This is a genomic window from Vibrio metschnikovii CIP 69.14, from assembly GCF_000176155.1.
Taxonomy (GTDB): Bacteria; Pseudomonadota; Gammaproteobacteria; order Enterobacterales; family Vibrionaceae; genus Vibrio; species Vibrio metschnikovii.
Window position 1 is genome coordinate 770,485 of sequence record NZ_ACZO01000006.1, and the last position, 12,968, is coordinate 783,452.

Genomic DNA, 12,968 nt, shown 5'->3' on the forward strand with positions numbered 1-12,968 from the left:
CACGTGATGGTCAAAACAGTGACAACAATGTGACATTGTCACTAAATCCGTCGGCGAGGGTTGAACCAAATCGAATCGAGTCTTATGGGTATCCTGCACATTGGAGTTTAAGACAAGTAGAGAAAGCGCATATAGAACAAATCGTTGCCTTTCATCAAGGTAATAAATCGGCGGCGGCTCGGGATTTAGGCGTTGCTCGCAAAACATTAGAACGAAAATTCAAAGAGTGGGAAAGTGATGAGCAAATCAAGGTGCGCTAAACCTTCATGGTGGCGAACGTGGCACCATCGCTTCCGAAGTATGGTCCGCTACCGACTGTTGATTCTGACTTCCGTACCGATTGCCGTCACATTAATGGCGTTGATCGGTATCAGCTTTTATTGGTCTTTGCATTACACGTGGCAAAGTGCCTTGGTGGATGTATCAGAGCGCTTGGGGGTTGCTCAAAACAGCGTGACGCTATTGCAACAAAAACAAGCCAGTTATGTTCATGCCTTCGCCGATTCTTATGATTTTCAACATGGGCTTCGAGAGGGTTATTACTACCAGCCAGAGTTTATGGATTGGGTTCAGCAACAGAAAAAACGTTACGAATTAGACTTTCTGCATTTTCAATTGGTTAACACGCTAGAACAGCAGTTCCGTTATTTGGATCTGACGCGAAAAGAGTCTTTTTTTGATGTGCTGAGTGCGGCTGAATTACAGCAATTGGATCCCGATTTAGCGATACGTGCACAAACCCCGATGTTAAATGACCGCTTGGTTGAATCGCGTGGATTAGTCAGCCGAACTGTCGTGCCGATCTTGATTGATCAAAAGATCATCGGTTTTTTAGAAGGAGGATTGCTGCTCAACAATAGCACGTTACTCGTCGACCAAATTCGAGACTTAATCTACCCCGTACAAGCCAATCGATTAAGTCCAGCAGGCACGCTAACGTTATTTTTAGATGATTTACGGGTCAGTACTAATGTACCGCTTCATAGTGGTACTCAAGCTGGACGAGCGATTGGTACGCGAGTCTCTCAACCGGTAGCGGATAAGGTATTAAGACAAGGTGAACAATGGGTAGATAAGGCGTATGTCTATGATGCGTGGTATGTCAGTGCTTATCAGCCACTTCACGATCAATATGATCAAGTCATTGGTATGCTTTATACTGGCTATTTACTGTGGCCATTGGTCAAAACTTACTTAACCAATATTGTCGAAATGGGCAGTATGGCATTGATTCTATTGATTGTTTCGGGTTTTTTCGTTTATCGTGGTTCACGTGATTTGTTTCGTCCTATTGAACGCATTCACCATGTTGTCAAACGAGTACAAGTCGATCAAAATCAACGAATTGGCTCATTAGGGTTGGATGAAAAACATGAGCTCGCTCAGTTAGCCAAGCAGTTTGATCATATGCTGGATTTACTGCAACAGCACAACCAACAAATTCAGCATGCCGCCGATCAGTTAGAAGCAAAGGTTCAATCGCGCACAGCAAGTTTGCATGAAAAGACGCAGCAATTAGAACACCATATTCAATTACTGAATCAAACTCGTAATAAATTGATTGCCCATGAAAAACTGGCCGCGCTTGGTGAGCTGACCGCGGGTATCGCACATGAAATTAATAATCCTACCGCTGTGATTCTTGGCAATACTGAACTTATCCGTTTTGAACTTGCTGACCAAGCCCCACGGGTGGCTGAGGAAATTGAGGCGATTTTGCTGCAAGTCGATCGGATCCGTAATATTACTCGCAGTTTGCTGCAATACAGTCGTCATGGTGGTGTGCAAGATAAAATTACCTGGCAGCGTGTTAATCCAATTATCGAAGAGAGTATTACGCTCGTCAAAGCGGGCAGTAAGAAGCGTGAAGTTGAGTTTATTACGCAGTTGCAAGCGCGCTGTTCCGTGGAAGTGAATCATCATCATCTGTTGCAAATTTTAGTCAACTTACAGATCAATGCCATTCACGCTATGCAAGGCAAAGGTCAACTCATCATTCATAGTGAAGATTGGCAACAAGACGGAAAAATACTCGGCGCGATCATTCATGTTCAAGACCATGGTTGTGGAATTAAGCCTGAGCAATTGAGCAAAATATTTGCCCCTTTTTATACGACCAAGAGGCAAGGAACTGGGTTAGGTTTGTCGGTATCACAGAGTTTACTCAGTCAAGTTGGCGGTGAAATTCGAGTTCACTCTGTTGAGGGGCAAGGTAGCACTTTTAGTGTTTACTTGTTGGCGAAGGCGGAGAGCCCGCTACTGATCACGACGACTCGCTCATCTTCTGAATAATCTTTTTCTGTGAATGAGTGATTGAACTCATTCACAGAGGAACATCAATCTCTTCACGTAAGATTAGCCTTTGACATCAAAATCAATTTTTTCTGCGCCACTGTAGATTTCAAAACGCAGGCCTTTCGCTCGCGCAATGGTGGTAATACCAAACTGATTGGCCAAGTCTAAGCCCATTTGAGTGACCCCAGAGCGAGAAAGTAGGACGGGAATACCCATTTGCGCAACCTTAATCACCATTTCAGAGGTTAACCGTCCAGTCGTATAAAACAGTTTGTCATGACCTGAATCCCCTTGCAGCCAGAGTTCGCCAGCTAATGTATCGACAGCGTTATGCCGACCCACGTCTTCGACAAAAGAGCGCACATGGTTATTTTGGCAAATCGCACAGCCGTGAACGGCACCGGCTTTTTTATAGGTTTGATTATGATGGGTGAGCGCCTCTAACGTTGCGTAGATCTGTGACTGTTTCAAGCGTGTCTGTGGGACTTGATAGCCTTCTAATTGTTGCATCACATTGCCATACATCGTGCCCTGACCACATCCAGAGGTAACGGTTTTTTTCTTAAGCGCCGGTTGAACACGGTCTATATTCTCTTTAGTCACCACGGCGGCTGAATGCGTTTGCCAATCAATGATCACTGATTGAAGTTGTTCTCGCTCAGCAATAAAACCTTGGTTTTTCAAATAACCGAGCACTAACGCTTCGGGGCGAGAGCCTAGAGTCATTAGTGTCACCACTTCTTGCCAATTTAACAGTACGGTTAAAGGTCGTTCACAGGCGATGGATTTGGTTAATGGCTCACCATACTGATCATATACCGTCACTTCCATGGTTTGTTGTGGATTTTCAGTCGGTTGAATAAGAGAGAATGCTGACACAAATTGTTCCTATATCGATGCTAAAAGCGCGTTAATCGCCAATCGTGATGGATGATACGAGTGAGGCAGAGATAAAGAGAGCAGCAAATATCATTCCATATTCTCTTTTTCGTCGTATGTTATGTCGATGAATGGGGTGGCGTAATAATTGCTTAAATGAGCATATGTTGTTGATGGTATTGACTCAAGCAAGGATTTACTCTTCATGGCTTTCCCCATTTCACATTCAGCGCCGTTGATCAAAAACGAATTTCAATGGTCCATTGGTTGTCTGCTTCATTTACGCTCGTTTAATGTTGGGCGTTGGGTAACGAGCCAATGGCAATTAAGCGGTTTTGAATTAATGCCTCAGGCTGAGTTCAAAGCGCGAGCCGTATTGGAGATCTTTCGAGATGAGCGAAGTGATTATCGATTTAACCTCAGCTCGCGAGAGCCTAAGTTATTCGTGATCGTGGAAAATAGTACCGATGACGATCAACCCAAACTGGTGTGCATTACCGCCTCGCAAGGTGTGGCGGCTCGTTATATGGATAGCGACTACGTGGTACTTTCTGAGCCTATGCCTTTAGCGGTGCAAGCGTGGATTGAAGCTTTCATTGGTCGAGAAGGTGAATTGCTCGACTACCGTTCTAAAAAGCGTAAAGGTGCCGGGAGGTCATGTGGCAACTGATTCTTTCTTTAATCGCTGGTCAAAGCGTAAATTAGATCAAGCAGCAGTATCAGAAGGCGAGGTTATTGAGGCATCGGATAGTGGCGATAAAGCATTACCGAGTGATCTACCATCTGAGAGTGATTCTGAACTGTCTACGACCTTAACCCGCAATCAGACAGCCTCTCCGGCAGAGTCGGTGCCAGAAGAGAGCTTTGCTACTGAGAATGCGCTCTCCACGCTATTGGTTTCGGCTTCTGCTGAGTTGAAAAAACAGGCGTTACGGCAGCTTTTTTTCAATGGCGAGTTCAATCAAGTCGATGGTCTAGATGATTATGATGGTGATTATCATGCGTTAAAACCCTTGGCGAGTGAACTAGCACAAATTGTCCGTGAATGGCTTATTGATGTCGACCCATCGAATGTAGACCTGATACCTGAACACCAATCTGAACACCCAAATAACCATAACCACTTCGCTCACCATCAGCCAATTATGCCGCGTGATCGGATGGATGAAGATGAGACAATATTGTTGGATAAAAAGTAGGGACATTTTGTCTCGTTGCTCGGTTTCATTATGAGACAAAATGTCTTATCGGACGGATTGTGATGAAAGAATCATTTAAATTCACAATAAATCAATGAGATAGATGACATTTTAAGTTGGAACGTTATTTGCTAAATCCATGTAATAAATAAGGGTAGGTCAATGAGCCTGCTTTCAGCATGGAACTGAGCAATGTTAAACGACTATCTACAACAAGCCTCTAGTGTTTCTGGTCAAGCGCGTTGGTTTGCGCTGCAACATACTGTCGAGCTGCAGAATTTGATCCCACCAACGGTTAGTTATCAAAGTGGTGGTCATACATTATTAATCGGCCCCACCAGTTTGATTGAACGTGCGGCCCAACAACTGTCTGCAATGGGCTCTTTGACGCTTTTATCGATTGACGGCCATCAGGGGCATTCAAGCACACTTTACTTTGCCGATTCGGTACAAATCAGTGGCTATTTGGGGGCATTCGATATTCAGGTGGTCAATCGTGGTCAAACCATCAATTTGGCACAAGCGGCAATCGGGCAAGCATGTTTTGATATTGTGTTGGATCTCTCACTCAACGGAATCATGAGTGAAGAGGTGCCCGTTCCTGGATACTTTCCTGTGGGGCGAGGTGAAAACAAACTCGTTGAAGCGTTAGAAACCATTCCAACATTAATGGGTACTTTTGATAAACCGAAATATTTCCGTCTCAATACCGATTTGTGTGCACACAGCTCACGAGGGGTGAAAGGTTGTGAGCGGTGTGTTGATGCCTGTCCGGCGGGTGCGCTTTCTAGTGAAGGGTCAGCACAAACAGGACACCGAATCGAAATCAACCCCTATCTTTGTCAAGGTATTGGAACGTGCGCGACGGCTTGCCCAACGGAAGCGATCCATTACGCTTTACCTAACCCTACCGATACACAAAAGTTTGTTGAGCGACTACTTAACCATTATTTTCAGGCTCAAGGTGAAACACCGGTGGTTCTTTTTTGCAGTGATCGCCACGAAGCTCAGCATCTTATGGCGCTGAAAGCCTTACCCGATAATGTTATTCCGGTGATGCTAGAAGAGCTTCCTTCTGTCGGTATGGATACTTGGTTCGCGGCACTGGTTAATGGCGCGACTCAGGTACTGTTTGCAGCTAGCCAGCATATGCCTGCGACCGTATTGCGTATTCTTCATCAAGAAGTGTCGTTAGCACAAACGCTATTAGCGTCATTAGGCTTAGACAAGCAGCGGATTGATATTCTCTATTTGGAATCGCTAGGCGAAGGACTCCCAGTTCTGTGTGAAGACGATTTGATGCTTCGATTGGGTGAGCTCTCTGGTAATAAACGCCAACGTTTGTATCAAGCATTAGATGCACTTGCCAGTCAGTACCAACCGGATTCCATGATTCATTCACTGAATAGCTCAGCCCCTTTTGGCTCAATTGAGTGCGCCAGTCAAGATTGTACTTTGTGCATGAGCTGTGTCGCGGTCTGTCCTACGCGAGCCTTGCATCATAGTGGTGATATACCTGCTTTGCATTTTACTGAACAAGATTGTGTGCAGTGCGGTTTATGTGTCACTGCATGTCCTGAAAAAGTCTTGACGGCGGTACCAAGAATCAATTGGGACCATGATGAGCGACAAGCGGCGCAGGTGTTACATCAAGAAGAGCCCGCCCGCTGTTTACGTTGTCAAAAAGCATTTGCGCCTCAGTCAATGATCACCATGCTGCAAGATAAGTTACGTGGTCACTCTCATTTTTCAGATCCCATGTCTCTTAATCGAATCGCCATGTGCGAAGACTGTCGAGTGATTGATATTTTTGAAGCGATGGCTGAAAACCCAGAGCAGCAACTTCACTATTAAGGCGATGTTTATGCAAGTTACAGACACTATACGCACCGATATTTATCTGATGTTAGCTTCCCTGTTTCGTGCTCCTCCTAGTCAGTCACAATTGCAGTTTTTGGCTGACCTAGAGATTGAAGATAACTCAAGCGTGATGAGCCAGTGTTGGTTAGCCTTAAGGCACGCTGCACAACATACTGATGTTGATAGCCTTGAAGAGGAATATCAATGGCTATTTATTGGTATCGGGAGAGGTGAAGTGGTGCCCTTTGCCTCATGGCACCTGACTGGATCATTAATGGAAAAACCTTTAGCGGATCTTCGCCAACATATGGCGCAGCTTGGTTTGCAGCGTTCCGACTCGGTGAAAGAGCCAGAGGATCATATTGCCGCCTTATGTGAAAGTATGGCGTGGCTGATCAGCGATATGCCTGAACAACAAGGTGAGTTTTTTCATCGTCATATTAGCCCTTGGTTTAATCACTTAGCGCGACAAATTGAGCAAGCCGAACATGCGAATTTTTATCGAGCGGTATCTCAAGTGTGCAAGGCTTTTTTAAGCCTAGAGAGCATTCAGATGATACCAGCTAGCATTGCTAGTCAATGTAATACCCATGTTATGCATGTAAAAAACACCATTGAGCAGAATGTCAGCGAATGATAACAAGCGTTCTACAACGGCAGGGGAACCATCACCGCGGTTATATGGAAAAAGGAAAGAAGCGATGAAAAAACAATCAGATGTTAATCAGAGTCGGCGCACGATATTAAAAAGCATGGCTGGTGCCGCCGTTGTCGGAGGTGTGGTGGCTTCGACGAGTCAGTCGGCGTTAGCGGTAGAGACTGTGGAAGAGGCGACGACACAGCCATTACAAAAAGGGTATCACGAAACTCAACATATCCGTGATTACTACGCGAGTTTATAGGAGCCAATAATGAAACTGACCAAACGTTCAGAGCAGGTCGAACAGCCAAATACATTAGGGCTCAGTCGTCGAGCTTTTATTCGCAACAGTTCATTAGCTGCAGGTGGTGCGGTTGTTGGTTCCGCTTTATTTGCTCCAGGAATGATTAAAAAAGCTCAGGCAACCTCGCGACCTAATCAGGTTAAAACGGAAGTTAAGCGCACCATCTGTTCGCACTGTTCCGTTGGCTGCGGCATTTATGCTGAAGTACAAAATGGGGTTTGGACAGGCCAAGAGCCGGCTTTTGATCACCCCTTTAATGCAGGTGGGCATTGCGCAAAAGGGGCAGCCTTACGCGAGCATGGTCATGGTGAGCGACGCTTGAAATATCCGATGAAGCTTGAGGGCGGAAAATGGAAAAAACTCTCATGGCAACAGGCTATCGATGAAATCGGCGATGAGATCTTAAAAATTCGTCAACAATCGGGGCCAGATTCGGTCTACTGGCTTGGCAGTGCTAAGCACAGCAATGAACAAGCGTATCTCTTTCGTAAAATGGCCTCATTATGGGGAACCAATAACGTTGATCACCAAGCGCGAATTTGCCATTCCACGACCGTAGCAGGCGTTGCCAATACTTGGGGTTACGGTGCAATGACCAACTCCTTTAATGATATGCATAACTGTAAGTCGATGTTGTTCATTGGCTCGAACCCTGCGGAAGCGCATCCAGTCGCGATGCAACATATCTTGATCGCTAAAGAGAAGAATAATTGCAAAATTGTGGTTGCCGATCCTCGTCGTACGCGCACCGCAGCCAAAGCGGATCACTATGTGTCATTGCGTCCCGGAACGGATGTCGCCTTTATTTGGGGCGTACTGTGGCATGTATTTAAAAATCAGTGGGAAGATAAAGAATTCATTCGCCAACGTGTGTTTGGCATGGATGAAATTCGTCAAGAAGTGGCGAAATGGACACCTCAAGAGGTGGAGCGGGTCACCGGAGTGAGTGAGTCGGATGTTTATCAAACCGCGAAGCTACTCTCTGAACATCGCCCCGGTTGTATTATTTGGTGTATGGGCGGCACTCAGCACACAACAGGAAATAACAATACTCGTGCTTATTGTGTACTTGAATTGGCTTTGGGGAATTTGGGTAAACCGGGTTCCGGTGCGAACATTTTCCGTGGTCATGATAACGTTCAAGGAGCAACGGATTTAGGGGTACTTGCTGATTCGTTGCCTGGCTATTATGGGGTCGCAGAAGGGGCATGGCGTCATTGGGCCAAGGTGTGGGATGTTGATTTTGATTGGATAGCGAATCGCTTTGATCAAGGAACTTACGCTGGCACTAAGCCAATGAATAGTTTCGGAATTCCTGTGTCTCGTTGGATTGATGGCGTACTGGAGAATAAAGACAATATCCAGCAACGAGAAAATATTCGCGCTATGTTCTATTGGGGTCATGCGGTTAACTCGCAAACCCGTGGCGTAGAAATGAAAAAAGCGATGCAAAAACTCGACATGATGGTGATTGTTGATCCTTATCCAACTGTTGCTGCAGTGATGAATGAGCGTAGCGATGGCGTGTATTTGCTTCCGGCCACGACGCAATTTGAAACTTACGGTAGTGTGACCGCGTCGAATCGCTCTTTGCAATGGCGTGATCAAGTCATTGAACCGTTGTTTGACTCCAAACCTGATCATGAAATCATGTACTTACTGAGTAAAAAACTCGGCTTTGCCGAGCAACTTTGTAAACACATTCGAGTTGAGAATGATCAACCACTCATTGAAGATATTACCCGTGAATTCAATAGAGGGATGTGGACCATCGGCTATACCGGACAAAGCCCTGAACGTTTAAAAGCGCATCAACAGCATTGGCACACTTTCCATAAGACCACTTTAGAAGCAGAAGGTGGGCCAATTCATGGTGAGACTTATGGTCTACCTTGGCCTTGCTGGGGGACTCCAGAGATGAAGCATCCCGGAACGCATATTTTGTATGATACTTCTAAACCTGTCGCTTTGGGGGGAGGGACGTTCCGTGCTCGCTATGGCGTTGAGTTTGAAGGTCAATCACTACTCGCAGAAGATAGCTTTTCAAAAGGCAGTGAGATTGAAGATGGTTATCCGGAATTCACCGATAAATTGCTCAAACATTTAGGATGGTGGGACGATCTGACAGACGCAGAAAAAGTCGCAGCAGAAGGACAAAACTGGAAAACGGATCTTTCTGGTGGCATTCAACGGGTGGCGATTCAGCATGGCTGTATTCCTTTTGGCAATGCGAAAGCTCGTGCGATCGTGTGGACATTTCCGGATCGAGTACCGTTACATCGTGAGCCTCTTTACACACCAAGACGCGATCTCATCGCCGATTATCCTACTTGGGAAGATAAAGACGCGATCTTTAGAATGCCGACGCTATATAAATCGATTCAAGATATCGATAAATCCCAAGAATATCCGATCATCCTGACTTCTGGGCGCTTAGTCGAGTACGAAGGTGGTGGTGAAGAAACCCGTTCAAACCCTTGGTTAGCCGAACTGCAGCAAGAGATGTTTGTTGAGGTGAACCCTAAGGATGCCAATGATCTTGGTTTCAAGGACGGTGACATGGTATGGGTTGAAGGGGCAGAAAAAGGGCGTATTCATGTTAAAGCCATGGTGACTCGTCGCGTAAAACCCGGTATGGCGTTCATTCCTTTTCATTTTGGTGGCAAATTTCAAGGTGAAGATCTTCGTCATAAATACCCACAAGGTACTGATCCTTATGTGATTGGTGAGTCAGCGAATATTGCTACGACCTATGGGTACGATCCTGTTACCCAAATGCAGGAAACTAAAGTCACCTTGTGTAACATCCGTAAAGCGTAAGGAGTAAACCAATGGCTAAAATGAAATTCCTTTGTGATACCAAACGCTGCATTGAATGCAACGGCTGTGTCACGGCCTGTAAAAATGAAAATGACGATGCTCTGCAATGGGGAATCCAACGTCGTCGAGTGGTCACACTCAATGATGGCGAACCTGGAGAAAACTCGATCTCGGTAGCTTGCATGCACTGTACTGATGCGCCTTGTATGGCGGTCTGTCCGGCGGACTGTTTTGTCAAAACGGAAGATGGCATCGTGCTGCATAACAAAGATCTTTGCATTGGTTGTGGTTACTGCTTATTTGCTTGCCCGTTTGGTGCTCCGCAATTTCCTAAGCAGTCTGCCTTTGCTGAGCGTGGGAAAATGGATAAATGTACGTTCTGTGCTGGTGGACCTGAAACAGAACCCGGTTCACCCGAAGAGCGTCGTAAATATGGTGCTAACCGGATTGCTGAAGGTAAATTACCGATGTGCGCTTCCTTATGTTCGACTAAAGCACTACTGGCTGGTGATGCAGCGGTGGTTTCGGATATTTTCCGTCAGCGAGTGGTAGAGCGCGGTGCTAAAAATGCTGGGTGGACCAATGGCGAAGATCTCGCTTTCGATGCCACAAGGAGTTAAGTAGCGATGCAATATCGGATAAAGCGTGCGTTTCAGCAGCTCTTGGTGCTATTGATCTTAACTCTTAGTTGTTTATCTCTCCCATTATTAGCCAATGAGGGCGAGCTCACTAATCATAATGTGGCGCAAAAAGAGATTTCTCAATTAGCGGGTGCCGACTTTTGGCGTCAAGTGAGGCAAGGTCAAGAAGGCTATACCACATCACGTTCTCCTGAGCATGGCGTGTTAATCAGTACACCGGGTGAGATGTGGTTTGTCTTAAAAGAGAAATGGATGTCTCCTGCTGGAGCAGTGGCGATTTTTGGTAGTATTGTCATGGTTGTAATGGCCTATTGGTTGATGGGCCCGATCATGCTTAGTCAGCCAAGAACGGGGCGAAAATTAAAACGTTGGTCGCGCTTGGATCGAGCGTTGCACTGGAGTATGGCGTTTACTTTTCTTACCTTGGCGTTCAGTGGTTTAATGTTGGTTTATGGTAAACACTTTCTTAAACCTTACATTCCTACCGATTGGTGGGGAATGGTCATTTATTCCGCTAAGCAATACCACAATTACGTTGGCCCCTTATTCTTTGTGTTGCTGATTTTTATGTTGCTGAAATGGTGGCGAAAATCCTTATTCAACAAGGTTGATTTCCAATGGTTTTTAAAATTGGGAGGAATGGCGGGCAAGCACAAAGGAACCCATCCTTCGGCTGGCTTTTCCAATGGTGGTGAAAAAGCGATCTATTGGCTGTTGATCGTATTTGGTAGCTTTGCTGCGATCAGTGGACTTATTTTAGACTTTCCGATTTTTGGGCAGACGCGCCGCGATATGGAACTCTCGAATTTGATCCACATGTTCTCCGCTTTAATCCTTATTTGTGGCTTTATTTTCCATATTTATATCGGTTTATTTGGTATGGAAGGGGCATTAGAGGGAATGGTAACGGGTAAAGTCGATGAGACTTGGGCCAAAGAACATCATGATTTATGGTATGAAGAAGTCAAAGCGCGAGGCGAAATTGAAGCGGCTGACCATCAAGTTCCAAAGATACAGGAGAGTCATGATGATCCCCGCCAGTAAAAATAAATCCGTTTGGTTTGTCTATATCGCCAGTTTGCTGACACCCTTTACTGGGTTACTTTCCGGGGTGATTGGCATTATCTATGCTGGCTATCGGCTGGATAAAAACCAAGATGGCGAGGTGGCAAATTCCCATTATTACGGATTAATTCGTACTTTTTTCTTATTCTTAACTTTTTTTGTGGTGTTAATTGTCACTGTTGCTACGGCAAATGGCGTTCTGATGGGAGTCAATCGTTATTGGTTTAGTAATACTTGGTTAAGTACGATTGGCTACGCTATCCCTTACCTTGGCGCGATCATTGCCTTAGGTGCCATTACCTTATGGTTTTGGCGTATGGTACAAGGTATGAAGCAGTTACGAGCCGATATCGCTCATCGCCCGACGAAAGGCCCGAATCTTTAAGCATCACACCCAGCGAGTCTGGGTGTTTTTTCGACTATTGTCTAAGTCTTGAAATTAGGGACGCTCGTTTATCAATGCTAAACTGGTGTAAAGATTGAAAATAAGGAATGGATGATGAATTTTCCCTATCGCAATATTGTAGTATTGACCGGCGCGGGGATATCTGCCGAGTCGGGTATTCAAACCTTTCGGGCCCAAGATGGATTATGGGAAAACCACCGGATTGAAGATGTTGCTACACCGGAAGGTTTTGCTCGTGATCCTGATTTGGTGCAAGACTTTTATAATCAGCGACGCAGAAAACTAGGCTCTCCTGAGATTCAACCCAATGCGGCTCATCTTGCTCTTGGCGAGCTAGAGCGACGACTGAATGGTTCCGTAACCATCATTACCCAGAATATTGATGATCTCCATGAGCGAGGCGGTAGTCAAAACGTCATTCATATGCATGGCGAGTTATTTAAAGCTCGCCGTAGTATGTCTAATCAAGTGGTTGAACAAAAGGGCGATTTATTGACCGGTGAACTGTGTCATTGCTGTCAAATTCCGCAACAAATGCGGCCTCATATTGTTTGGTTTGGGGAAATGCCTTTGCGGATGGGGGATATTTATAGCGCATTAGAAAAAGCCGATTTATTTGTCTCTATTGGTACATCTGGTGTGGTTTATCCGGCGGCTGGTTTTGTGCATGATGCGAGAATGCACGGCGCACATACGATTGAAATTAATTTAGAGCCGAGCGCGATTGAAAGTGAATTTGCTGAAAAACGTTATGGCAAAGCGACGCTTGAGGTCCCTCGTTTAGTCAAAGAGCTATTAATGCTGCAAGATATCCCTCAATCAGAGTAAAAGAAGCTCATTTTTTGGTAACGCCACATCG

Annotated in this window: 12 protein-coding genes and 1 pseudogene; 12 read left to right on the top strand and 1 reads right to left on the bottom strand. The window is 45.4% G+C overall.

Annotation, left to right across the window (positions count from 1 at the left end):
• Positions 1-80: 80 nt before the first annotated feature.
• Positions 81-260 (top strand): annotated as a pseudogene (locus tag VIB_RS18330) (helix-turn-helix domain-containing protein); the annotation flags it as partial.
• Entirely contained in the window at positions 238-2,292 is a 2,055-nt protein-coding gene (locus VIB_RS06970) for a sensor histidine kinase (protein WP_004395259.1), read from the top strand. The pseudogene VIB_RS18330 and the gene VIB_RS06970, both read left to right, overlap by 23 nt.
• Before the next feature lie 63 nt (positions 2,293-2,355).
• Here VIB_RS06970 and fdhD read toward each other — a convergent pair whose 3' ends face one another.
• Positions 2,356-3,126, bottom strand: a complete 771-nt coding sequence (gene fdhD, locus VIB_RS06975; RefSeq protein WP_212755142.1) for a formate dehydrogenase accessory sulfurtransferase FdhD — start codon at positions 3,124-3,126, stop codon at positions 2,356-2,358.
• Positions 3,127-3,379: 253 nt separating this feature from the next.
• Here fdhD and VIB_RS06980 point away from each other — a divergent pair, with 253 nt between their 5' ends.
• The 10 genes from VIB_RS06980 to cobB all read left to right on the top strand — a co-directional run bounded on the left by VIB_RS06980 (position 3,380) and on the right by cobB (position 12,937).
• Positions 3,380-3,844: a DUF3305 domain-containing protein gene (locus VIB_RS06980; protein WP_040904299.1), complete on the top strand. Its 465-nt coding sequence runs from the start codon at positions 3,380-3,382 to the stop codon at positions 3,842-3,844.
• The gene (locus VIB_RS06985; protein WP_050782716.1) at positions 3,834-4,373 is read left to right on the top strand and encodes a DUF3306 domain-containing protein; all 540 of its coding nucleotides are present in this window, start codon (positions 3,834-3,836) and stop codon (positions 4,371-4,373) included. The genes VIB_RS06980 and VIB_RS06985 overlap by 11 nt, the downstream gene beginning before the upstream one ends.
• Before the next feature lie 192 nt (positions 4,374-4,565).
• Positions 4,566-6,227, top strand: coding sequence for a 4Fe-4S dicluster domain-containing protein (locus VIB_RS06990; protein WP_004395263.1), 1,662 nt, complete (start codon positions 4,566-4,568; stop codon positions 6,225-6,227).
• Positions 6,228-6,231: 4 nt separating this feature from the next.
• Complete coding sequence (locus VIB_RS06995; protein ID WP_115152736.1) at positions 6,232-6,870, top strand: TorD/DmsD family molecular chaperone; 639 nt, start codon at positions 6,232-6,234, stop codon at positions 6,868-6,870.
• Positions 6,871-6,934: 64 nt separating this feature from the next.
• Positions 6,935-7,135 (top strand): transcriptional initiation protein Tat, encoded by a 201-nt coding sequence (locus tag VIB_RS07000; protein WP_040904301.1) that lies wholly within the window; start codon positions 6,935-6,937, stop codon positions 7,133-7,135.
• 9 nt (positions 7,136-7,144) lie between these two features.
• Positions 7,145-9,997: a formate dehydrogenase subunit alpha gene (locus tag VIB_RS07005; protein ID WP_004395266.1), complete on the top strand. Its 2,853-nt coding sequence runs from the start codon at positions 7,145-7,147 to the stop codon at positions 9,995-9,997.
• A gap of 11 nt (positions 9,998-10,008) precedes the next feature.
• Positions 10,009-10,617, top strand: a complete 609-nt coding sequence (fdh3B, locus tag VIB_RS07010; protein WP_004395267.1) for a formate dehydrogenase FDH3 subunit beta — start codon at positions 10,009-10,011, stop codon at positions 10,615-10,617.
• A 6-nt stretch (positions 10,618-10,623) separates the two neighbouring features.
• On the top strand, positions 10,624-11,682 hold the full coding sequence (locus tag VIB_RS07015) for a formate dehydrogenase subunit gamma (protein WP_004395268.1): 1,059 nt from the start codon (positions 10,624-10,626) through the stop codon (positions 11,680-11,682).
• Positions 11,666-12,088 (top strand): hypothetical protein, encoded by a 423-nt coding sequence (locus VIB_RS07020; protein ID WP_040904303.1) that lies wholly within the window; start codon positions 11,666-11,668, stop codon positions 12,086-12,088. Before VIB_RS07015 ends, VIB_RS07020 begins: the two co-directional genes overlap by 17 nt.
• Before the next feature lie 114 nt (positions 12,089-12,202).
• Positions 12,203-12,937: a Sir2 family NAD+-dependent deacetylase gene (gene cobB, locus VIB_RS07025; protein ID WP_004395270.1), complete on the top strand. Its 735-nt coding sequence runs from the start codon at positions 12,203-12,205 to the stop codon at positions 12,935-12,937.
• Positions 12,938-12,968 lie beyond the last annotated feature (31 nt).